Genomic DNA, 22,651 nt, shown 5'->3' with positions numbered 1-22,651 from the left:
CCGGTCGAAGAAAAAAATAAAAAATCTTCCTGTAGGAATACCGGATTTCCCGAGTTCCTTACATCTTAAACAGCAGAGGCGTCTCGTTTCGGCCCCCGTCGGAGGCCCAAGAGGCAGGCCGTCTGTCTGAATTTGTCTGAAAGTGAAAAACCGTTCAAAAATGAGGAATGCCATGAAAAAAATCCTTCTCGGCAGCGTTCTTTGGGGTCTGACACTTCTGGCCGCCGGCTGCTCCTCGCTTTCCGTGCAGCCGCGAAAAACAACCGCTCTGATGCAATGGGAATTTTGTGAGGACAAAACGCCGGAGGGAGCCGAGCCGGTCTTTCCCGCCGATGCGGCGTGGGAATCCGTCACCCTTCCGCACGGCTTTCGCCTGTCCGGACTGGATGAACACGCCTCCGGCTGGTACCGATGCACGCTCCGCCTTCCCAAAAGCAGCGCCGGCAGACGGTATTACCTGTATCTGGAAGGCGCCGCTTCCGTGACGGATGTCTGGGTGAACGGCACATGGACCGGGCGGCATCGCGGCGGCTTTACGGCGGCGGCCTTTGACCTGACGGACGGGCTGAAATTCGGACAGTCCAATGAGCTGCTCCTTCGCGTAAACAACCGGCTGGCGGAAGCCGCCAACTGTCTGTCACATTCCAACCTGTACTATACCGACGGCGGACTGTACCGCCCGGCCTGGGTGATCGAAACCAGCCCGGTGCATATCTATCCGGAGATGGGCTCCTGCGGGGTCTATCTGACTCCCCGGGACATTACCGACCGCAAGGCCGTCCTGCAGGCTCAAACGGTTCTGCGGAATACTCTAGACAAACCGGTGACCGTCACCGTACGTCATCAGATTCTGGACCCGGACGGAAAGCCCTGCGCTCAGACGGAAACGGCTCTGACGCTGCCGCCGCAATCCATTCAAAAAGCGGACGCTCAAGCAGACATTCCGTCTCCGAAACGCTGGGATATCGGCAAACCGAACCTCTACACCGTGCACACCACCGTTCTGGCGGACAAACGGGTCGCAGACCGGATTACGGAGCGGACGGGCATTCGCACGATTGAATTCAAAGACGGACGGTTTCTGCTGAATGGAAAAGAACTGCTGGTTCGCGGCGTCTGCAAACATCATCAGGATGAGCACACCTGGAATGCGATGACGGATGAGCAGCTGCGGTGGGAATGGAAGGCGATGATGGACCTGGGGGTCAATACGGTCCGACTGGCGCACTATCCGCACCGGCGGCTGGAATATCAGCTGGCCGATGAATACGGCCTGGCTGTCTGGGCGGAAAACGGCCTGGCCGGCCAAAAGTGGGACCGCGGCGTCAAATACGAAACCGCTCCTAACGCTGACGGCGAGCGCATCACCCGCGAAATGGTGCGGCAGAACTGGAATCACCCGAGCATCCTGTTCTGGAGCAGCGGCAATGAGACCTATCAGGAGGTCGCCTCGTACTATGCCGACGTCATCCGGCAGGAGGACACAACCCGGCTGATTACCTATGCCTCCGCCGGCGAAAAACCGTCCAATGTGGATTTCGTGGCGGGCAACACCTATCAGGGCTGGTATCACGCTCATTATACCGATTTTGCCAAAATGCCTGACAGCGCCTATATCTCTGAGACCGGCGCCGGCACCTGGATTACCCATCATGTCCCCTACGGAACCATCCGCTGGGATGTCGATAAATTTGAGCCGGAAGAATACGGTGAACTGTTCTCCGAATTCCGTTTCCAGTGCATCTTCCGCGACAATCCTCAGGAGCACAAAATGTTCCTGTGGTGGAACTTCCGTGAGTTTTACAACAAGAAGTTCAAGAACAACCGGAACACCAAAGGCATCATCACCCTGGCGGGAATGCCGAAGGACTTTTACTATCACTTCCAGTCCTTCCTGAAACCGGACCTGCCCGTCCTGCACCTGTGCGGACGGCATCACTTCTACCGTCAGTTTGAATCGGATAACGGCATCAAGGTCTATTCCAATGCGGAACAAGTCGAGCTGTTCCTCAACGGTGTTTCGCAGGGCATCCGCAAAAACGGCGAATACAGACACCCGGACTCCGTCAAGCGGGAGGGAAACAGCACGATTCCGGTCAAAGGGATTGCCATCAACAACGTCTTCTTCTGGAAGAGCCCGCTGGCACCCGGCAAAAACGTGATTGAAGCCCGGGACAATCGGGGATTGCGGACCTCGATGGTGATTTATCAGAAGGCGCCGGACGGACAGACAATGCCCGAGCCGCCGGATGCACTGGTGACAGCCCTGACCAGCTCCAACCCGGACAATCCGGCGATTTTCATCGACCGGCCTGTCGAAAGCCAGGGGCCGTTCTACTATGAAGTCAACGGTCAGTCCGACAATACGTTCGACGAGCTGCCCGAGCCGGTCCGCGGGGCCAGGTGGATTGCCACCAAACGGCTCAGCCGGGAAAACAACCGCACAGACCTGTCCTTCCGAGTCAATCGTCCGGCGGAGGTGTTTGTGATGTACTCCACAGGCACCTTCCCCAAACACACGCTCAAAAAGCCGGACCAGAAAGCGATGTCGGCGGCAGCCCAGCTCGAAAAAGCCCTCAAAGACGCCGGATTTGCCGACACCGGCATTCGCGGCATCTGGCGGGCACACGATTTGTGGCTGGCCGACTGCGCCCTGATGCGCAGAACCGTTCAGGCCGGACAGACCGTAACGATTCCCGGACAGACGCTGGACTACGTGGTGCTCATCAAAGAGCGGTAAGAACGCTTACCGCTCTTTCCACATCCACAGTGCCGCGGCAGCAAACCAGACGATTGTCATCAGGCCGACGACCTGCTTGACCCAGTCGAGGTCTTTGGAGCCCGCCAGAAACAGCACGGACGCCAGCACCAGCAGAATCAGCGAGCCGTAGCCGAAGAGGCGGGCCAGAAACTTCACTTCGGGCTTTTCGGTTATCTGCTTCTGAAGCATCGCACTGAGGATGACATACAGCACGGCCGCCATAAACCAGCCCGGCAGCGAGACAAAATAAATCTGCACCCGTCCGGTCAGAACCAGCCAGCCGCAGATGGCCAGCGTCACAAACCAGGCCAGGCCCGCGGCCCAGTTAAAGGCAATGCGGCGCTTCTCCGCATAGTTGTCCTCCAGGCCGAACTTCTTCATCAGCCAGAAATCGACAAAGATGACTGCCCCCATCGGCATCAGCAGCAGCCCGTAAAAGGCGACAAAATCCAGCAGCTTCATCGCAAAGGCGGGGAACATTCCGGCAATTGTCGCCACGGCACCGGTCACCAACGTCACGGTAAAGCGGGAGCGTTTGGGCATGATGGCCTGAAAGGCCAGACCCGCCCGGTAAATCGTCGGGTTGGCGGTCGTCCAGCCCGCAATAATCACACACAGAAGGCCCGCCACGCCCGCCGCCCGATAGGACAGCGGCCCGGGCAGAACGGCCGTATCGTTCGGGTCCAGATGCAGCTGATAGGCATACAGAATCGAAGCACAAATCCAGGCCATAAAATGCCCGACATACATCCCTGCCGCCGAGGCGACTCCGTACCAGGACTTGCGGGCAAACCGGAACACCGATAAATCGGACATCCCAATATGCATCGCCATATTGCAGAACCACGCAAAGAACATCACATGCCAGAAGGTAAACTTCACCTGGCCGGGCAGCGGCTCGCCGCCTTTCCAGATATGCGTTTTGGCCAAATCCCACAAATCAGCCGCCGAGCGAATGGTCACCCCCGTTACGTCAATAAACTGCTTGAGGCCGACGATGCCGAATACGAGGAAGACCAGCACCATCCATGGGGCGGCCAGATTGGCAAACTTGGCGACGGTCTGATAGCCGTAGGCGGCGACGATGGTAATCAGCCCGCCGACGACGGCGGCGGCAATGACCCAGCCGACACTGTTGGGATACAAATCATTCAGGGCGGGCATCGGAAACTTAAACCAGACGCCCGCGGCCGTGGCGGAAACGGTAATCATCGCACCGGCCAGAAAACAGAACATCACCCCGTTGGCCAGGTTGTACAGCGTCACCAGCTGCCGGCCGCAGATTTTCTCCAGCTGATAATACAGGGTCAGCCGCGCCCGCGTGGCAATCGGGGCACACATCAGCATCCAGCTCAGAACCGCCAGAGCGTTGCCGACAATCAGACCCGCCAAAAGGTCAAACGCGCCGACGCCGGCGGCCACAAACAGCGGCCCGAGCATCAGTTCGGTTCCGGCGCAGTGCTCACCCGCATACATTCCCACAAAGCTCTTAAAGCCGAGCAGCGCACTTTGCGGCACCGGCTCCCGCTCAAACTCATCTCCTACGGAATGTTTCTGCTGCTCCATTTCAGTCTGCATAAAGGGCCTCCTGCATCACAAGGGTCAAAGGGTTCGCTATGAATTCCGTTTGCGGAGCACGTCCGTCTCATAGCGGCGGACTTCCTCCAGCCAGCCGCGCTCGGACGGTACGTTGTTTTTCAGACAATAATACTCCCAGACGGCGGACCAGGGCATCGTCTTGAGCATCTCCATCCAGGCCAGCCGAGCCGTGTAATCGAACCGCCCCTCGAATTGACGAAGGGTGTCCGCCGGCTCCAGCAGCGCTGTCAGCAGGGCCTTGAGCAGATTGCGCGAGCCGATGACCCAGGCGGCAATGCGGTTGATGCTCGCATCGAAAAAGTCCAGCCCGATATGAATCCGGTCCAGACGGCCGGAGCGGACGATTTCGCGGGCCACGGCCCGCAGCTCGTCATCCAGAATCACCACATGGTCGCTGTCCCACCGCACGGGACGGCTCACGTGAAGCAAAAGGCCCGGCACAAAGGCCAGCACCGAAGAGATTTTGTCCGAAATGACCTCCGTCGGATGAAAATGCCCCGCATCCAGACAAAGCAGCTTTTGCCGCGAGACGGCATAGCCCAGATAAAACTCGTGCGAGCCGACGGTGTAGCTTTCCGCCCCGATGCCGAACAGTTTCGACTCCACCGCATCCAGATTGCATCGCGGGTCAAGTTTCTCCGCAAAAACGGCGTCCAGCGACTCCTTCAGACGCTCCCGCGGGGCCGTGCGGTCGGCGGGAATGTCCTTAAAGCCGTCGGGAATCCAGACATTGGTTACGGTCGCCGAACCCAGCTGACGGCCCATCTCCGCCCCGATGCGCCGGCAGCGGATGCCGTGCTCAATCCAGAACTGACGAATCGCCTTGTCCGGATGGCTGAGCGTAAATCCGTCGGCGGCCTTCGGATGCGAAAAGAAAGTCGGGTTGAAATCCATCCCCATCCGCCGTTCTTTGGCCCAGTCAATCCAGGACTGGAAATGCCGCAGCTCGATTTGGTCGCGGTCCACGAACCGGCCGCCGTTATCCAGATAGCAGGCGTGCAGGTTGAGCCGGTGCCGGCCCGGAATCAGCGACAGGGCCTTGTCCAAATCCATCCGCAGCTCCTCGAGGGTGCGGGCCTTGCCGGGATAATTGCCCGTGGCCTGAATCCCGCCGCCGGACAGTTCCGCGCCGGCCCGCTCAAACCCGCCGACATCATCCCCCTGCCAGCAGTGAAGCGAAATCGGAATTCCGGCCAGCTGCTCGAGGGCCTTTTCCGTATCCACCCCAAGTTGGGCATACTGTTCACGGGCGAGGGCATACGCCTGTTCGATTGTTTTTTCCATATTCTCTCTCCTGCTTACTGAATCTGCCGGCTTCGATAGGTTTCCACTTCCCAGCCCTCGATAAATCGCCGGGCCGGCTCACTCATATATTCGACCCCGCCGAACGCCTCCGCCAGATGCACCACCAGCGCCCCATTCAGGGCCAGCTCAAGCGCCAGGGCTGCCTTTTTTTCCGTAGAACCCAGACCGAACACAACATTGTTCCAGACGAGAATCTGCGGCGTGCACCCATAACGGCGGCGATACGCCTCGAGGGCCTCCGGCGTCGGCTCCGCTGTCAGCGGAAACGAGCGGGCATAGACGATATGGTCGGGCGTCAGCGGACCGGCGGGCGGCTGGAAAAACCCGGCGGCGGCAATGCCGGCGGCATCCGACCCGAAAACACTCCGAATCCGGGCAAAGGCCCCTTCACGGTCAAATCCCTCCGGCAGCGGGCCCGGCTCCATTTTCGTCGAAAGCCCCGCCCGGGCATACTCGGCCTCCAAACGCCGGAAAATCTCCTCATACAGCCGGTCGATCTGCTCCGGCGTATCGGCGGCGACAAACACCCCGTGATTTTTCAGAAAAATCATCTCCGGCTGCCGACCGTGTTCCTTCTCAAACCGCTCCACCTCGTTTCGAACCGCCATACAGAGCGTATAGCCCGGGTCCACATAATCCATCCAGAGGGCCTCTGGGAAAAGCCGCCGACAGGCCGCCCGACCGTCTTTGGCGCAGGTCATCCCGTTCACCAGGGCCGGATGCGTATGAACCACGTAGCGGGCCGACAGCGAATCGTGAAGCGGCGACTCGACCGACGGACGTCCGGCGGCCCCGTCCAGAACCGCCGCCGTCATCACTTCCTTAACCAGCTGCTCGCGGGCGGACGGCTCCTGCGGCGGAGTGGTCGTGTACAAGGCGGCCAGACGGCTGCGGCGGATGGGCACAAACAAATCGGGCCTCAAGCCGGCCAGCGTCGTGCCGGAGGGTTTGACCCACAGCGTGCTTTCATTCTTGGCGGAGGTATTGCCGCCGCCCCCGCAGACATAATCCGGCGTGCCGAACCGATGCGACAGGGCGGTAATCGTTTCCAGCAAAACAGACGGCGAATCAGACACGGTGTTCCTTTCAGGCATTGGGAAACTGCTTCAAAAACGTCTGCCATCCGGCACTGTGCCGGGGCTGATACTCACGAATTGCAAACGAGCGGCGGATAATCTGACGCCCTTCCTCCAGCGACCGAATCCGGCCGCCTGCCCTGGCCTGCATCAGCACATTGCCCAGCACCGTCGCCTCGACGGGTCCGGTCAGAACGCGTTTGCCCGCCGCATCGGCCGTCAGCTGATTGAGCAGCTCATTCTGCGTCCCTCCCCCGACAATGTGAAGCACTTCAATAGGCCGGCCGAGCAGCTCCTCCAGCCAGTCCAGCACCTGCCGGTACCGGGCGGCCAGACTCTCCAGAATGATGCGAATCATTTGCCCTTTGTCTTCCGTCGGACGCTGCCCCGTGGACGTCAAATACTGATTGATGGCCGCGGGCATATCCTGCGGCGAAAGAAACCGGATGTCATCCGGATCCACCCAGCCCGCAAACGGCTCGGCCTGCGAAGCCAGCTGCGTCAGCTCCGAAAAACTGTATTTTTCCCCCTGCTGCATCCAGCAGCGCCGGCATTCCTGCACCAGCCACAGGCCCATAATGTTCTTCAGAAGCCGAATTGTATTTTCCACACCGCCTTCATTGGTAAAACTTCGCTCAAACGTGCGCTGGTCAATAATCGCCTGCGGAATCTCAATGCCCATCAGACTCCAGGTGCCGCTGGACAGATACGCCCACGTCCGCCCGCTTTCGGCCGGAACGGCGGCCACCGCCGAGGCCGTATCGTGCGTGCCGACGGCAATGACGGGCACCGGCCCGCAGCCCCAAGCCTGCTGAAAAGCAGGTTTCAGGACGCCCGCGGGCGTGCCGGGCTGCATAATGTCCGGCAGAAGCGATTCCGGCAGGCCAAAGGCCTCCAGCAGCCGTTTCGACCAGCGGCCGCTCTTCATATCCATCAATTGCGATGTGCTGGCAATCGTATATTCGGCGCCAATCCGGCCCGTCAGAAAATACATCATCAGGTTGGGCATAAACAGCAGCTTGGCCGCCCGCGAAAAAATCGGCTGCTGCCGGTACGCCAGCAATTGAAAGAGCGTATTAAACGGCATGAACTGAATGCCGGAGTGAAAATAAATCTCTCGTTTGGGCAGGATTTCGGCGGCCTTTTCAATCATTCCCTCCGTGCGGCGGTCGCGGTAATGATACGGATTTTCCAGCAGATTGCCGTCCGCATCCAGCAGGCCGAAATCCACCCCCCAGGTGTCGATACCGATGCTCTGGATAGCCGGCTGTGCCTGAAAGGCTTTGCGCAGCCCCTCCTGAACCTCCCCGAACAGACGCTGAAAATCCCATCGCAGCGAGCCCTGCTCCTCGACCGGGCCGTTTTCAAAGCGGTGAATTTCCTGAATCGAAATCGTCTGTCCGTCCAGACAGGCCAGCATCACCCGTCCGCTGGAAGCCCCCAAATCCACGGCGGCATAATACACCTTTTCGCTCATAATCAACCTCCTATTGAGCCGTCTGAAGCAGCTGACGCTCGGCTTCCTTCGTCCAGATGCCGTCGGGCATCTTCTCGGCCACCTGCGGCCATCTCCGGCAGACCTGCTCGAGCGTCATCAGCGGCATCTTCTCGAGGGCCGGATAGACCACAATCTTGCCGGACAGCGTGCGATTTTTTACGGCCTCGATTCCGTCCGCCGCACCGGCCATCCCGCAGACCGCATCCACCGAACAATTCGTATCCAACTGTCCCGAAAGCACTTTGTCCAGCACAATCTGCATATCCCGCAGGCGCGAACCGCTGGTGCCGAACAGATAGCACCGGTTGGCGATATAGCGGTCCAAATCGATTTCCTGCCGGACGGCGGCGGGAATGCCCGCAAAGACATTAATCAGCGCATTGGGGCGGCTTCGGGCTACGGCATCCGCAACCAGAGCCCCCACCGGCGCCATCAGGGCAAAATAACTGTAGATTTCCGTGTCGGGCTGCTCGGCCGTCAGCACCGAACGATACTCGGCCGGGCGCGTTTTCAGAATCGGACGCACCTTCTTTTCGAGCGAAGCCAGACGCGCCGCATCCAAATCCGCCGCCGCCACCGAAAGCCCCTTCCGACCCGAACAGAGGATGCGGATGACATGCATCTGCCCCATCGGCCCGCCGGCCCCGATAACAGCCGCCCGTTCGCCGTCGCGGATTTCGCCGGTCGCCGGAATCGTTCGATAGCTGTCCGAGGCGTCATCCGACGTCGTGCCGACCCAGCGGGTCATCCCGTAGTGCACCCGCCCAATCCCGATGGACACGGGCTGGCCGATGCGCCGGCCCGCCAGAACAATATTCATCAGACCGCCGGCGGCCAGCTTGTCATTGAGCATCTCAATCATCTCCCGCCGACACCCGAAATACACAATATCATCAAAAGTCCCATCCTCCAGCCCGGCAGGATTCTGACAGTGCGTCAGGGCAATCCCCGCCGCCCAATCGGTCGGCTGACCGGCCGGACCGCACAGCACCGCCTGCGCCGGCGGACGCGGACCGAAACTTTCCCGAAGGCCCTGAATGCGATGCCCCTCATCCGCCACAACCAGCAAACGTCCGCCCGGACGAATCGTGCGGCGCTCTTCCGTCACATAGGAGCTTTCCACACACGCCCACGGCTCCACCAGCGCCCCGGCGGAAAAGGAAATATCCGCCTGAACAGGAATCAGAAAACTTTCGCCGCTGTCCGGGTCCACATACACCCGCTCATCGAAAAGGATGTACTGCTGGAGGGCCCCTTCAAAATTATAGCCGATGGCCGCATTCGATGAGGCGGTCTTGAGCCAGCGGTAATCCGTCTGCACCAGCACAGTTTGTCCGACCCGATGCCGGCGGACCTTCTCGCCCACCGCCGCAATCACACATGAAATCTCATGGCCCGGCACCGTGGGTTTGGCGCCCGGGCAGTAACTGGGAATCTCCGACAAAACCGACGGCTCAATGCCGGAGAGAATCTCGCTCTTGCGGGGGTGCTTGTCAAACTGAGCCAGCAGCTTCAAATCGGAAAAGCACAGCCCCACCGCCTCCACTTTGGCCAGCACCTGATAGGGTCCGGGCTTATAAACGGGCTTGCCCGGATTGAGCCGCAGCTGCTCGGGTCCGATTAACTCGACGGCCTGCTGAACAGACGGAATCTTCATAATCCTTCGCTTTCTTAATGAAGCATGACCTGGCCGCCGGTGACGGGCAGGGCCTGGCCGGTTTCGTACTCCTGTTCCATCAGATAATAAATCGCCTTCATCACATCGGGGGTCGTGCAGCCCCGTCCCATCGGAATCATCGCCTCATACGCCCGCCGAACATCCTCAACGGTTTTGGCACCGGGCACCTTGCCCGCCCGCAGATACTGGACAAACAGCCCGTTGTTCGGGTCCGACCAGAGCGGCCCGTCAAAGAAATTGCCCGGACAGACGGAATTGACTTTGATGCCGTCCTCCACCAGCTCGAGGGCAAACGACTGCGTCAGGCCGATGCCGCCGAACTTGCTGCCGGCATAGGCGAAATTGCGGTTGGAACCGCGAAGGCCCGATTTGGAATTGATTTGAATGATGTCGCTTCGATAGGATGCATCCGCCTGATGCTGCAGGGCCAGGACCGGCGCCGCGGCCTTCACGCACAGGTAATAGCCCCTGTAATTGACCGCCGTGACAAAATCAAAATCCTTCACCGGCTGCCGCTTGACGCTGTCGGCCTTGAGCACGCCGGCATTGGAGATAAACACATCGAACCCCCCGTAATGCCGAACGGTCTGCGCGACGGACTGGGCTACAGATTCCTCACTGGTTACGTCCGCTTTCAGCGCCAGTGCCGTCTCAGGACCGTACTGCCGATTGAGCGATTCAGCAGCCCGCCGGACACCGTCTTCGTTAATATCCAGCAGCACCACCACGGCCCCCTGCGCGGCAAAATCCTGCGCTATCTCCAGCCCGAATCCCTGCGCCGCCCCCGTCACCAGAGCAATTTTTCCCGCCGCCCGTCCCTGCTTCGGACGGGGCCAGGGAAGAATCTGAAAACAGCCGACCTCTTCCACACAGACGGCCTGAACTCCTGTCCCTTTCAGCCGTTCAGCAGCCGCTCGAATCCGCTCGGCGGTCTCTTTCGGATTGTCCCAGTCCGCACAAACGGAAACCGTGCAGGCCGAACAGGTCTCCGCAAAACGAACCAGCGGATAACAGCCGTTTTCCTTCAAAACAATTCGAAGCAGCGGAGCAATCGCAAGAATCTTTTCCATATCCATAAAGTGTTTCAACCCTGACTTACTGTTTCGAAATACCGCCTCAGGACCGCCGCACCCAGCCGGGCAAACCGTTCAATCCGAGCACAGCGACGTGTGCCGTCGGACATTTCCTCCGGACGGACAAACCCTTCTTTGCCATGCGCCGAAAGAAACTGATGAGCCGCCAGCACGCAGGTGCCCTCCCAGAAAAGCGTTTTCACCTCTTCCGGCAGCGGCACCCCTTTCAGACAGGCCGGCTCCAGCGGCGGCTTGTCCAGTGTATTGTGCTCGGTCCCGACGGTCACGGCAATTCCGGCCTGCCGAAGGGTCCGGACATACCGAGCCAGCACATCGGGGCTGTTGCGAAGCGAGATAAACTCCGCCATCCAATACCCCCGCTGCAGAAGGGTCTTGGCCAGCTCCTCCGGCGACGCCTCAAACTCGCAGACAGGGCTGGCCCCGTCCGCCAAAACCGGATAACAGACAATCCCGCCTAAATGCCCAATCAGCTCCTCCGCCTGCGCCGGGGGCAAAAACGTTTCCGGCACAAAACAGGGTTTGCCCGCCTTCATCAAATGAGAACGAATCTCATTTTGAATCCCGACCGCATCCTCCGGAGCGGATTTGGGAGCCGTTCCGAACAGGGCCGTCAGCCGCCCGATGCGTTCCGCCGGCGGGACCTTCTCAAACAACACCTCCTGAAACGCCTGAGCAGCATGGCGCTCCTGAAGCGTGACGGTGGAGGCTTCGCATCGATGGCGGCGGACAACCCGCTGGATAACCGCCCGGTCATCCAGCTCGATCGGCAGACCGCAGCGGCGGAAATGTTCGCTCAGTTTGTCAATCATCTGCCGCATCCGCTCCGCATCATTCCGGCGAATCACCGCAAGCAGATCCCGCCCGCGCGGATTCAGGGCCGACCAGCGGCTGATGCCCTTGCCGCACAGATACATCTTGCCGGGATTGCCCGGGTCATTGATGCGGATGCCTCTGCGCAAAAGCGGCTCATCCAGCGTGATAATCTCCGTATTGAAGAGCGGGAAAATGCCCCGCCTCCGGCAGCCCTCCGCAAACGGCTCATAGACGGAAAAATCATAATAATTGCCCGCCCCGAGCACCTTCAGACCTTCTGCGGCGGCCTGTTCAACCGCCTCCTGAACTGTTTCGAAGGCCGAGAAATTCGGCGGCAGATGAATATGCGTATTGAATGCCGGCACGGCCTCCCAGCCCCCGCAGGACTCGGCGGCCTTTTCTATCTCTTCTGCAGAACCGATTTGCCGGATAATCTTCCGTGCGTCCACAAATCCCTCTCTCTATCCAATCGTTTCCGTCTCGGCGGCCATCTGAACAACCTTGCGCGGCGGCAGATGCAGGGCCTGCTCATACACATCCTCGGCGGCCTCTTTGACGGCCTCGCTGAGCGTCGGATGGGCAAAAATCATTTCGCCCAAATCCTTCGCTTTGGCCTTCATCCCGAGCATCGCAACGGCGCTTTCGATAATCTCCGTCGCATTATGGCCGAAGATATGCACACCGAGCAGCGCACCGTCATCCCGCCGGCTGATGACCTTTACGAAACCGCTCTCTTCGCCGACGGCCATCGCCTTGCCCAGATATCCGATGGGAAACTGCCCGATGCGAATCGGGATATTCTGCCGCCGGGCCTGCCGGCTGGTAAGTCCCACCGAGGCAATCTCCGGAAAGGTATAAACCGCAGAGGGAACCGGCAGCGTATAAGCCGCTGACCTGCCGACGGCGTTTTCCGCCGCCGCAACGCCCTGAGCACTGGCGGCGTGAGCCAAAAGACAAAGCCCGTTGGCATCCCCGATGCAGAAAATCCCTTTGGCGGACGTTTCCATCCGCTCGTTCACACGAATAAACCCGCGGTCCGTTTGAAGGCCGACCGTCTCCAGCCCCAGCGACAATGTATTCGGACGTCGGCCGGTCGCAATAAGCACCTTGTCGGCCTCGACGGTCTGTCCGTTGGACAAAACCGCCGAAACCCCCTTCTCGCCGGCAGTCAGGGACTCTACTTTGGTGCCGGTGAAGATGCGGATGCCCCGTTGGGTGAAAAGGCGATTCAGAGTGCGGCCCAGTTCCGGCTCCATCTCCGGCAGCAGCTCCTCCATCATCTCCACGACGGTCACCTTGACGCCGTATTCGTGCATCATACAGGCAAACTCGCAGCCGATGACACCGCCGCCGACAATCAGCAGACGCCCGGGCAGCTCTTTCCAATGGAGGGCTTCATCCGAAGTGCAGACTTTTTCCGGGTCGGTCGGCCAGCCGCTGATTCGCGCCGGCACGGAACCGACCGCAAGAATGATTCGCTCCGCTGTAATCGTTTGGGTCTGTCCCCGGCCGTCGGTGATGCAAATCCTCCCAGGGCCGTCGAGGGCGGCAGTCCCTTCATAAAGCCGCACCTGACGGGCGGCAAAGAGCCCTTTGATGCCGCCGCGAAGCTTGGCCAGCACCTTGTCTTTGCGTTTCTGGATTGCAGTCCAGTCAAACCCCACCGAGCCGTTCACCTGCACGCCGAGCGGCTCACAATGCCGAATCCGATGCAGCAGCTCCGCCGAGGCCAGCAGGGCCTTGGACGGGATGCAGCCGTAGTTCAGGCAGGTGCCCCCGAGCAGATGCTTTTCAATGACGGCCGTTTTGGCGCCCAGCTGCGCGGCCTTCAGCGCTGCAATATACCCGCCCGGACCGGACCCAATCACCGCAACGGAAAAATGTTCTGTCATAGTTTGCTCCTGTTCAGACCTGCGCCAGCGTCTGCGGATTTTCCAGCAGATTTTTGAGCGTCTGCATAAATTGAGCCGCCAGCACACCGTCGATAATCCGATGGTCGCTGCTGAGAATCATCGTCATCAGACGGCTGGGCTTCAGCAGGCCGTTCTCGACCCAGACGCCCTCGCGGACGGCCCCGACCGCCAAAATCGCCGACTCCGGCGGATTGATAATCGCCGAAAACTCCTCCACGCCGAACATCCCCAGATTGGTAATGGTAAAGATGCCCTGCCCGACCCCCTCCAGCTTGCCCTGACGCGCGTTTTCCGCCAGCCGGCGGGTCCGCACGGCCAGCTCCCGCAGCGGCAGCTGGTCCGCCTTCAGCAGCACCGGCACAGTCAGCCCTTCTTCCGTGCCGACGGCAATCCCGATATTCACATCCGGAAACTCAACAATTTCATTGTCCTTCAGCTGGCTGCGAAAAGCCGGATACTGCCGAATCGCCTTCGCCGCCGCCATCACAACAAAATCATTGATGCTGCAGGGGTATTTTTCCTTGGTCTGCTTGTATGTTTCAAACAGCGGCTGGGCATGAATCGTCAGTTTGGTGTAAAAATGGGGAATATTCTGCTTGGAATAGAGCAGGTTATTGGCAATCGCCCGACGCATCTTGCTCATCGATTTTCGCTGAACACCTCCGGCAGCGGGCTGTGCCTTGGCCACGTCTGTGGACAAAATCCGCCCGCCCGGTCCGGAACCGACGGAAACCGCCGATAAATCGATCCCCCGCTGGGCCGCGGCCTTTCGGGCGGCAGGCGAGGCCTTGATGCGTCCGCTTTCGGCCTGCGCCGGAGCCGTTTGAACACCCTCATACGCCGGGGTTTTTGCGGCCGGAGCTTCTTTGGGCTCGGCGGCGGCCGGCTGCCCGCCGGATTGAGCCGCCAAATATGCCTCCACATCCGCATCGTTCTCCGCCAGATACGCCACGGGCGTCTTGACCGGTACAGTCTGGCCTTCTCGGACAACGATTTTCGCCAGCCGACCCGCCTCAACCGCCTCGACCTCCATCGTGGCCTTGTCGGTCTCTATCTCAAAAATGACCTGTCCGACAGAAATCCGGTCCCCTTCTTTGACCTTCCAGGCCAGCAGCGTTCCTTCCTCCATCGTTTGGCCTGCCTGCGGCATTAAAACAGGAATAACCTTTCCGGCGGGAATTGAAGGAGCAGATTGAGGAGCCATTTTGACCTCTTTGGGTTGTGAGGGGATTTCTTTTAGGTCTGAAACCGATTCAATTGGTTCAGATTTTTTTTCTATGTCCTTATCATAAAGCATCTTAAGCGAAGAAGCGTCTTCACTTTGGTTTCCGATTACAGCGGCGGCTTGTCCGCTTGCAACCCAAGCCCCCTCCGGTTCAAGAATCTTCAGAAGAAATGCGTCCTGAGGACATTGAATCTCCACAATTTCGTCTGCACTTTTCAAAAAGAAAAGCGGCTGCCCTTTTCGAACAGGTTTCTTTTCTTCGGCCGCCCATCGGTCAATGACTGCTTCGGATGAACGCAGTTTCAGGGGTATCTTTATCAACAACATCCGATGTCCTTTTCAAAAAAAGATTCTTTGGCTTTCAAAAATATATCAGTTTCTTTCATATTTCAAGCATATTTTTTCAATTTTCTGTTGATTTTATGAAAGAAACTCGTTTAATTATACTGATAAAGCGGCAGCACTGTGAACAAAAGAGTTATGATTCCCACAATTCAGCAAAGACGAGAAGGCATTCTGACCCTTGCCTACCGGCAGGGACACGTGAGCATTCGGCAGCTGGCTGAACACCTGAAGGTGTCTGAAGCAACGGTTCGTCGAGACCTGCACAATCTGGCCGCCGAAGGACTGCTCGAACTGTCGCGAGGGGGCGCTGCGGTCGCGCGAAACTCCGACTATTCCTTCCTGTCCAAATCAATGCGCAACATCGAGGCCAAACGCGTCATCGCTCAGCTGGCGGCCAACCTCGTCCAGGACGGCGACCAAATCTTTATCGGGTCGGGCACTACCTGCTTTGGAATGGCCGCCTACCTGCGGGGACGCAAGGGACTGTCCGTCATCGTCAATTCCGTCCGCACGGCCCTCGAACTTCAGTCCCCCGGCATCGACGTGCTCCTGCTGGGCGGACAGTACCGCCCCGAACGGATGGATACCGTCGGGCCGCTGGCCTCCGAAACCATCGAGCGGCTGCGCGGCTATCGGGCCTTCCTCGGCACCGACGGCATCAGCCAGGACTTCGGGCTGACCTCCATCGACATCGAAAGCGCCCATCTGCTTCGGCTGGCGGCCCGCAACGCCCGCGAATGCATCCTCCTGGCCGACAGCAGCAAATTCGACCGCCCCGCGCTCTACAAAATCATCGACCTGCAGATGCTTTCGGCCGTCATTACCGAAAAGAAACCGGAATCCAACTGGATGGACTTCTTTCATCGTCATCAGATAAACGTCCTGTATCCAAAATATTAACATACGAGGTCTTTTTATGCCCAAATCCATTCGCATTTGTCCGAAAGAAAACCGAGCCCCCGGCTGGCTTCAGTTTCAGCCGATTCCCCTCAACCAATACCAAAAAAGCATCCGCGAGGAGCAAAGCCGCTACAGCCGTGAGCAGCTGGTGCGGATTCAGCGGGATATGATGATTATCCGCACCTTCGAAACGATGCTCAACGAAATCAAACTCCGCGGCTCCTATCAGGGGATTGAATACAACCACAAGGGACCGGCGCACCTGTCGCTCGGTCAGGAAGCCGCCGCCGTCGGAATGGCCTTTCACCTGAACATCGACGACCACATCTACGGCAGCCACCGCAGCCACGGCGAAATCCTCGCCAAAGGGCTGTCGGCCATCGAAAAACTCGATGACGCCGACCTGATGAAAATCATGAAGACCTACTTTGACGGCGAGTGCCTTCGCGTCGTTGAAAAGGATGCCGAGGGCTCCATCAAAGATTTGGCGATTGATTTCCTGATTTACGGAACTCTGGCGGAAATCTTCGGAAGGGAGGCGGGCTTCAACAAAGGAATGGGCGGCTCGATGCACGCCTTCTTCCCGCCGTTCGGGGTCTATCCCAACAACGCCATCGTCGGCGGCTCCGGCGACATCGCTGTCGGGGCGGCCCTCTACAAAAAAATCAACCGCAAAAACGGCATTGTCATCGCCAATATCGGCGACGCCTCCTCCTCCTGCGGGCCGGTCTGGGAAGGCATCTGTCTGGCCGCCATGGACCAATACAAAACCCTCTGGCAGCCGCCGTATCGAGGAGGGCTGCCGCTGATTTTCAATTTTATGAACAACTTCTACGGGATGGGCGGCCAGCCGCAGGGCGAAACCATGGGGTTCGGCGTCCTGGCACGGCTTGGCGCCGGCGTTAACCCCGAACAGATGCACGCCGAACGCGTGGACGGCTTTAATCCGCTGGCGGTCGCTGACGCCATCCTCCGCAAAAAAGAAATCCTCAATCAGGGCGGCGGCCCGGTCCTGCTGGATACCATCACCTACCGATACAGCGGCCATTCTCCCTCCGACCAGAGCAGCTATCGCGACAAAGAAGAGGTCCAGGCCTGGCTGGAGCAGGACCCGACAGTCCACTACGCCAAAGACCTCGTCGAAGCGGGCATCTGCACGCAGCAGACCATCGACGAGATTCGGCAAAAAGCCGAAAAACTGATTTACAAGGCCTGCAAAAAAGCGGTGGACTTGAGCATTTCTCCCCGCGCCGACCTCAAAAAGCATCGCTGCCTGCTCGACCAGACGATGTTCTCCAACCAGCGTGTTGAGTCGATGGACCCGAGCCGAACCCCCGAAACGCTCCTGCCGAAGGAACAAAACCCGCGAATCCTCAGTCTGAAAGACAAAAGCCGCAGCGCCTTTGATGCAGCGGGCCAGCGGCTCAAAGACAGCCGCTGTGTTGTCTTCCGCGATGCACTGTTTGAAGCCATCCTCGACCGGTTCTATACAGACCCGACGCTGGTTGCCTACGGCGAAGAAAACCGCGACTGGGGCGGAGCGTTTGCCGTCTATCGGGGCCTTACGGAGGCCCTGCCGTATCATCGGCTTTTCAATACGCCGATTGCCGAGGGCGCCATTGTCGGCTCGGCGGTCGGCTACGCCCTCGAAGGCGGCCGGGCCCTCGTGGAGCTGATGTACTGCGATTTTCTGGGCCGCGCCGGTGATGAGGTCTTCAACCAGCTGTGCAAATGGCAGTCGATGAGCGGCGGCCTGTTGAAAATGCCGGTTGTGCTGCGTGTCTCCGTCGGCAGCAAATACGGCGCCCAGCACAGCCAGGACTGGACCTCGCTGTGCGCCCATCTGCCGGGTCTGAAGGTCGTCTTCCCCGCCACACCCTACGACGCCAAAGGGCTGATGTATTCGGCCCTGGTCGGCACGGACCCTGTGGTCTTCTTCGAAAGCCAGCGGCTGTACGGCATCGCCGAAGAGTTTCACCCGGGCGGTGTGCCGGAAGGATATTACGAAGTGCCCTTCGGTCAGCCGGCCCTGCGCAAACAAGGCAAAGACCTGACCATCCTGACCATCGGCGCCACCCTGTACCGCGCCATCGAGGCCGCCAAAATCCTCGAAGACCGCTACGGCCTGTCCTGCGAGATTATCGATGCCCGCTCGCTGGTGCCCTTCGATTATTCGCTGGTGCTCGAGTCCGTCTGCAAAACCCGAAAGATTCTGCTGGCCTCCGACGCCTGCGAACGCGGCAGCTATCTGCACACAATGGCCTCCACCATCACCCAGCTGGCCTTCGATGAACTGGATGCGCCGCCGGCCGTTTTAGGCGCCCGCAACTGGATTACGCCGCCGGATGAAATCGAGGACGCCTTCTTCCCCTATCCGTCGGACTTTCTGGATATGATTCACGAACATATCCTCCCGCTGAAGGGCTATACCGTCCAGCGGGTCTGCAGCCGCGAGGAACTGCTTCGCCGAAACCGCGAAGGCGTGTAGCGGACAAAACAATACCCCCTCCGCCCCCGGGTTTTTCAGGGCCTGGGGGTTTTTATTTTGGGACGGGGCGGAGCGGACATCCCCTCGCCCAGATAAAAACTCACCTGTGTCGGCTGGTTATAGCCGACATTCTGCCAGGCGGCGCTGAGCCGATAAATCGGGTCGTGCATCAGGGTAATAAACCGATGCTCCGTCGGATGCGTCGAAACAAAGATGCGAAGCTCTTTGCCGTCCAGCGTCGGCCAGATAACCTCCTCCCGCCAGTCGCCCAGAATATCCCCGTAAAAACAAGGCGTGGATTTGGAGCCGTTTACGCGGACACAGTCATAATCCCAGCCGTCCAGCAGAATCGTTTCCGTCAGATTTTCGAAATCCCACTTTGTAATGCGCGTCCCGTTGAGCAGCTCCCGCAGCAGGTCGCCGTCCCACCATATCCCCATATTGCAGGAGCGGGGCGAACGCTCGGCAATCTTTTCTCCTTTGCAGTTATACAAGCCCTGCAAACCGCTGCCGAAGGCCCAGCATTCATATCCCCGATGCCGCGGGTCAATATCCATTGCGACGCCCCGCACAGCATCTTTCGATTCCAGCCCCCAAAGGACCTTTCCGGTCGCCGCATCCCGCAGATTGGCCCCGTTCGGATGACGCGGGTTTTCATGGATGGCAAAGATTTCCAGCCCAGGCCGGTCCGGGTCAATATCCGCCAGATGCATCGCATCCCCGTGTCCCAAACCGGTGGAATACAGGCCCCTGCCGTCGTGGTCGATCGCACAGGCCCCGTAGAGGATTTCGTCTTTGCCGTCGCCGTCCACATCGCCGACCGCCAGGTTATGATTGCCCTGTCCGCGGTAGGCCCGATTGCTCTCCGGGCCCGCATCGCTGTCAAAAACCCACAGATTCGTCAATTTCCCATCCCGCCAGTTCCAGGCCGCCAGCACCGTCCGCGTATAATAGCCGCGGCACATCACCAGCGAAGGACGCTCCCCGTCCAGATACGCGACACAGGCCAGAAAACGGTCTGAACGGTTGCCGGTTGCATCGCCCCAGTCCCGCACATTTCCGCGCGGCGGAATATAGGGGACTGTCACCAGTTCCGCACCGGTGCGCCCGTCAAAAATCGTCAGATACTCCGGACCGCGGAGGATTCGTCCGTTCTCATCGCGCCAGTCGGCATTCGGGTCGCCGATGACCTTGCCGGTGCCGTCCACCGTGCCGTCGGCTGTGCGCACCGCAACCTCCGCCCGCCCATCTCCATCCAAATCATAGACAATAAACGGCGTATAGTGAGCTCCTTCGCGGATATTCTTGCCCAAGTCAATCCGCCACAGAAACCGCCCGTCCAGGTCGTACGCCTCCAGTTTGGTCTGGCCGGTCAAGCCGTTGTGCGCATTATCCCGCGGACGCATCTCCTGCTTGAGAACGATTTCGTAACGTCCATCGCCGTCCAAATCCCCGACCGCCGCATCCGAGGGACGATGCTGCGGCAGAGTCTGAATCGGAATCGACAGATACGGACGCACCGGCGGATTGGCCTTCACTTCCGCGGCCCGGCTCGGCGGCCCCTGACGCCCGTCCAAAACCGCCCGCACAAAATAGCGGTTCGCCCGCGTCAAATCCGCTGTCTCATCCGAAAACCATGTTCCGCCGGTCAGGGGCTTTTCATTCAGCCGGACCGGCTCGCCGTCTTCTGTCTGCCGATACACATCAAAAGCAATCGACTCCGGCTCGGTCCCCAGAATCCTCCAGCTCAGAAAGACCCGGCCGGGCTTGTCCACAAGGGCGACCAGCCCCCGGTCAAGCGCTTCCATCTGCCGTTGGTATGGGGCAGCAGACAAGCCCGCCCCCGTCAGCAAAATCCACACACACATCCAGCGAACATTCATAGGCAAGCCCCTAATTCAGGGTTTCTGAATCGCCGGCGGGACATCCAGCGCAAAATACTCGCTCAGCTGCGGCGGATAAAAATAACCCATCGAAACCATCGCGACATCCAGCCGATAAATCGCATCCTGCATCAGCGGCATCCGGCGCTGTCGGGACAGATGCGTCGTTGTATAAATCCGCAGTTCGCCCGGCACCGCTGTAATCAATTCCTCCCGCCAGTCGCCCAGAATATCCGCCACAGCCAAAATGCGCCCTTCATATCGGCCCACCGCTTCGCCCTTATACCGGCGGATTTGGCCCTGTTCGGCAATCATCTTCAGAGGCCCATCCAGCCAATACAGCGGCGTCGGCGCCAGCGTGCTCATCGATTCCTCTGAAAGCAGACGTCCGTCCACACTGTACGTCCAGTGTCGGGAGCGGTCCTTTTCGCCTGTATAAAACTCGTATCCGGGATTGTCCGGATCAAACTCGCCGAACAGGCCCTGGCTGTGCACGTGCACCGTTGGATGCTCACAGCCCCAGAGAATCTCGCCTGTTTTGGCATCTACGATACAAATGCCGTTTTTCTCCTGCGGCGGCTCGATGCCGTATAGAATTTCCAGGCCCGGCCGCTGCGGATAAATATCCGTCACATAACAGCCGTCCGGGTGCCCCAGACCGGTACTCCAGAGGATTTTGCCGTTGTCATCGAGCACCGCCGCCCCCAGAATGATTTCATCCCGTCCGTCGCCGTCCACATCCGCCGCATGCATTCCGTGCATGCCCTGTCCGCGCACCGGCGGCACCTCTTCATCGCCGTCCCAGCTCCAGACCTTCTGCAGTTTGCGGCCAGCCACGTTATAAGCATCCACACGCATTCGCGTATAAGTGCCCCGCAAAACAATCAGACTCGGCCGAACCCCGTCCAGATAAGCCGCCCCGAGCAGATGCCGGGAGGCGCGGTTGTTTTTCTCATCGCCCCAGTCCTCCACGCGTCCGCGGGCGGGCCAGTCGGCCCGGTCCAGCTCCCGGCCGGTCATCCCGTCCAGCAGCGACACATACTCCGGCCCGGACATCACCCGGCCCGGATAGGGATGACCGTCGGGGTTGCGGTAATCGACATCGGTCGGGGCCGTCTTAAGGGCAACCTCCGCCCGGCCGTCTCCGTCAAAATCAAAGACCACCATCGGCGACCACCAAATCCCCTGTTCAATATTCCACCCGAGGTCTTTGCGCCACAGAAACGTGCCGTCGTGAAGATAGGCCTCGACCTTGAATGTATCCGTGCTTTTCTGCCAAACCCCCGGGTCGGTCGTCTGCTGCGGCTGCTTGATGACAAAATCATATCGTCCGTCGCCGTTCAGGTCGGCCACAGCAACTTTGCTGCAGACATAACTGCCCTGAAACGGAATAGAGATATAGGAACGCACGGGGGGATTGGCCGGCAGCTCAACCGTCGCCGCCTCCTTTTCTTCCCCGCCGAGAACTATCGTCAACCGCCAGCGGTTGGGCTTGTCCAGCGGGGCGGAGTCATCCGCAAAATTCGTGGAATCCGTAATCGGCTCGGAATTGAGCTTGACGGGCTCGCCGCCGTCGGTAATCCGATAAAGATGAAAGCCGATGTCCGTCGGGTCCGTTTTCAGCAGCCGCCAGCCCAGATACACCCGCGAAGGGGACTGAACCACAGCAATCAATCCTCTGTCCAAATGCTCCGCGGGCTGCCGGGCTGCCGACACCAGCGAACCGCAAAGAAAAACAAAAATCCCCAGATATCCTCTTCGGTTCATCCGTTTTTGCCTCTCAAAAAGGGACTCTCTGAAAGAAAAAACTTCTTGTCCTCTCTGTGTATTGCACAAAAACCCCCTTTGTGAGAAACTTTTTAAAATAATTTAGTCACGAATAAGGATAACTGCTCACGGATGACCGGCGACCAGCCGCTGGATGCTGGGCACTGGCGTCTGGTCACTGGCCGCTGGAAGATAGCCCCGCCCGCAAGGGCGGGGAAAAAGAAAACGAATCGCCATTCCCGCGAAGGCCACCGTCATCTCTGAAAGCGTGTTTTTTGTCAACAGGAGTTACAACTCCCTTCACTT

General features: G+C 59.2%; 15 protein-coding genes. 3 read left to right on the top strand and 12 right to left on the bottom strand.

The window, feature by feature from the left end; all coding sequences use genetic code 11:
* The first annotated feature begins 172 nt into the window (after positions 1 to 172).
* Positions 173 to 2,740 carry a glycoside hydrolase family 2 TIM barrel-domain containing protein gene (locus WHS88_10960; protein MEJ5260696.1) on the top strand — a complete coding sequence of 856 codons (2,568 nt, stop codon included), beginning with the start codon at positions 173 to 175 and terminating at the stop codon, positions 2,738 to 2,740.
* Positions 2,741 to 2,746: 6 nt separating this feature from the next.
* Here the strand turns inward: WHS88_10960 and WHS88_10955 are convergent, their stop codons facing one another.
* The 9 genes from WHS88_10955 to WHS88_10915 are packed head-to-tail and all read right to left on the bottom strand — an operon-like array spanning position 2,747 to position 15,289.
* On the bottom strand, positions 2,747 to 4,339 hold the full coding sequence (locus tag WHS88_10955; protein ID MEJ5260695.1) for a hypothetical protein: 1,593 nt from the start codon (positions 4,337 to 4,339) through the stop codon (positions 2,747 to 2,749).
* Positions 4,340 to 4,375: 36 nt separating this feature from the next.
* Complete coding sequence (locus WHS88_10950) at positions 4,376 to 5,644, bottom strand: L-rhamnose isomerase (protein MEJ5260694.1); 1,269 nt, start codon at positions 5,642 to 5,644, stop codon at positions 4,376 to 4,378.
* Positions 5,645 to 5,658: 14 nt separating this feature from the next.
* Positions 5,659 to 6,759 (bottom strand): class II aldolase/adducin family protein, encoded by a 1,101-nt coding sequence (locus WHS88_10945; GenBank protein MEJ5260693.1) that lies wholly within the window; start codon positions 6,757 to 6,759, stop codon positions 5,659 to 5,661.
* Entirely contained in the window at positions 6,752 to 8,218 is a 1,467-nt protein-coding gene (locus WHS88_10940) for a rhamnulokinase family protein (protein MEJ5260692.1), read from the bottom strand. Before WHS88_10940 ends, WHS88_10945 begins: the two co-directional genes overlap by 8 nt.
* Positions 8,219 to 8,228: 10 nt before the next feature.
* On the bottom strand, positions 8,229 to 9,896 hold the full coding sequence (locus WHS88_10935) for an alcohol dehydrogenase catalytic domain-containing protein (protein ID MEJ5260691.1): 1,668 nt from the start codon (positions 9,894 to 9,896) through the stop codon (positions 8,229 to 8,231).
* Positions 9,897 to 9,910: 14 nt separating this feature from the next.
* Positions 9,911 to 10,987, bottom strand: coding sequence for an SDR family NAD(P)-dependent oxidoreductase (locus WHS88_10930; GenBank protein ID MEJ5260690.1), 1,077 nt, complete (start codon positions 10,985 to 10,987; stop codon positions 9,911 to 9,913).
* A gap of 14 nt (positions 10,988 to 11,001) precedes the next feature.
* Complete coding sequence (locus tag WHS88_10925; protein MEJ5260689.1) at positions 11,002 to 12,273, bottom strand: hypothetical protein; 1,272 nt, start codon at positions 12,271 to 12,273, stop codon at positions 11,002 to 11,004.
* 12 nt (positions 12,274 to 12,285) lie between these two features.
* A complete protein-coding gene (lpdA, locus tag WHS88_10920; protein ID MEJ5260688.1) occupies positions 12,286 to 13,716 on the bottom strand; it encodes a dihydrolipoyl dehydrogenase in 1,431 nt (476 codons plus the stop codon).
* 13 nt (positions 13,717 to 13,729) lie between these two features.
* Positions 13,730 to 15,289 carry a 2-oxo acid dehydrogenase subunit E2 gene (locus WHS88_10915; GenBank protein ID MEJ5260687.1) on the bottom strand — a complete coding sequence of 520 codons (1,560 nt, stop codon included), beginning with the start codon at positions 15,287 to 15,289 and terminating at the stop codon, positions 13,730 to 13,732.
* A 153-nt stretch (positions 15,290 to 15,442) separates the two neighbouring features.
* Here WHS88_10915 and WHS88_10910 point away from each other — a divergent pair, with 153 nt between their 5' ends.
* The gene (locus WHS88_10910) at positions 15,443 to 16,207 is read left to right on the top strand and encodes a DeoR/GlpR family DNA-binding transcription regulator (protein ID MEJ5260686.1); all 765 of its coding nucleotides are present in this window, start codon (positions 15,443 to 15,445) and stop codon (positions 16,205 to 16,207) included.
* Positions 16,208 to 16,223: 16 nt separating this feature from the next.
* The gene (locus WHS88_10905) at positions 16,224 to 18,695 is read left to right on the top strand and encodes a thiamine pyrophosphate-dependent enzyme (protein MEJ5260685.1); all 2,472 of its coding nucleotides are present in this window, start codon (positions 16,224 to 16,226) and stop codon (positions 18,693 to 18,695) included.
* A gap of 35 nt (positions 18,696 to 18,730) precedes the next feature.
* On the opposite strand, the gene WHS88_10900 is transcribed toward WHS88_10905, so the two are convergent.
* The 3 genes from WHS88_10900 to WHS88_10890 all read right to left on the bottom strand — a co-directional run bounded on the left by WHS88_10900 (position 18,731) and on the right by WHS88_10890 (position 22,627).
* Positions 18,731 to 20,578, bottom strand: coding sequence for a rhamnogalacturonan lyase (locus WHS88_10900; GenBank protein MEJ5260684.1), 1,848 nt, complete (start codon positions 20,576 to 20,578; stop codon positions 18,731 to 18,733).
* Positions 20,579 to 20,593: 15 nt separating this feature from the next.
* The gene (locus WHS88_10895; protein ID MEJ5260683.1) at positions 20,594 to 22,345 is read right to left on the bottom strand and encodes a hypothetical protein; all 1,752 of its coding nucleotides are present in this window, start codon (positions 22,343 to 22,345) and stop codon (positions 20,594 to 20,596) included.
* A gap of 126 nt (positions 22,346 to 22,471) precedes the next feature.
* Positions 22,472 to 22,627 (bottom strand): hypothetical protein, encoded by a 156-nt coding sequence (locus WHS88_10890; GenBank protein ID MEJ5260682.1) that lies wholly within the window; start codon positions 22,625 to 22,627, stop codon positions 22,472 to 22,474.
* Positions 22,628 to 22,651 lie beyond the last annotated feature (24 nt).

The organism is Anaerohalosphaeraceae bacterium (assembly GCA_037479115.1).
Lineage (GTDB): Bacteria > Planctomycetota > Phycisphaerae > Sedimentisphaerales > Anaerohalosphaeraceae > JAHDQI01.
This window is presented reverse-complemented; position numbering and strand designations above follow the sequence as displayed.

What these genes read in the sequence shown, in the direction of transcription:
- WHS88_10960 (MEJ5260696.1), top strand. Translation starts at nt 173, where the DNA reads ATGAAAAAAATCCTTCTCGGCAGCGTTCTTTGGGGTCTGACACTTCTG.
- WHS88_10955 (MEJ5260695.1), bottom strand. Translation starts at nt 4,339, where the DNA reads ATGCAGACTGAAATGGAGCAGCAGAAACATTCCGTAGGAGATGAGTTT.
- WHS88_10950 (MEJ5260694.1), bottom strand. Translation starts at nt 5,644, where the DNA reads ATGGAAAAAACAATCGAACAGGCGTATGCCCTCGCCCGTGAACAGTAT.
- WHS88_10945 (MEJ5260693.1), bottom strand. Translation starts at nt 6,759, where the DNA reads ATGCCTGAAAGGAACACCGTGTCTGATTCGCCGTCTGTTTTGCTGGAA.
- WHS88_10940 (MEJ5260692.1), bottom strand. Translation starts at nt 8,218, where the DNA reads ATGAGCGAAAAGGTGTATTATGCCGCCGTGGATTTGGGGGCTTCCAGC.
- WHS88_10935 (MEJ5260691.1), bottom strand. Translation starts at nt 9,896, where the DNA reads ATGAAGATTCCGTCTGTTCAGCAGGCCGTCGAGTTAATCGGACCCGAG.
- WHS88_10930 (MEJ5260690.1), bottom strand. Translation starts at nt 10,987, where the DNA reads ATGGAAAAGATTCTTGCGATTGCTCCGCTGCTTCGAATTGTTTTGAAG.
- lpdA (MEJ5260688.1), bottom strand. Translation starts at nt 13,716, where the DNA reads ATGACAGAACATTTTTCCGTTGCGGTGATTGGGTCCGGTCCGGGCGGG.
- WHS88_10915 (MEJ5260687.1), bottom strand. Translation starts at nt 15,289, where the DNA reads ATGTTGTTGATAAAGATACCCCTGAAACTGCGTTCATCCGAAGCAGTC.
- WHS88_10910 (MEJ5260686.1), top strand. Translation starts at nt 15,443, where the DNA reads ATGATTCCCACAATTCAGCAAAGACGAGAAGGCATTCTGACCCTTGCC.
- WHS88_10905 (MEJ5260685.1), top strand. Translation starts at nt 16,224, where the DNA reads ATGCCCAAATCCATTCGCATTTGTCCGAAAGAAAACCGAGCCCCCGGC.
- WHS88_10900 (MEJ5260684.1), bottom strand. Translation starts at nt 20,578, where the DNA reads ATGAATGTTCGCTGGATGTGTGTGTGGATTTTGCTGACGGGGGCGGGC.
- WHS88_10895 (MEJ5260683.1), bottom strand. Translation starts at nt 22,345, where the DNA reads ATGAACCGAAGAGGATATCTGGGGATTTTTGTTTTTCTTTGCGGTTCG.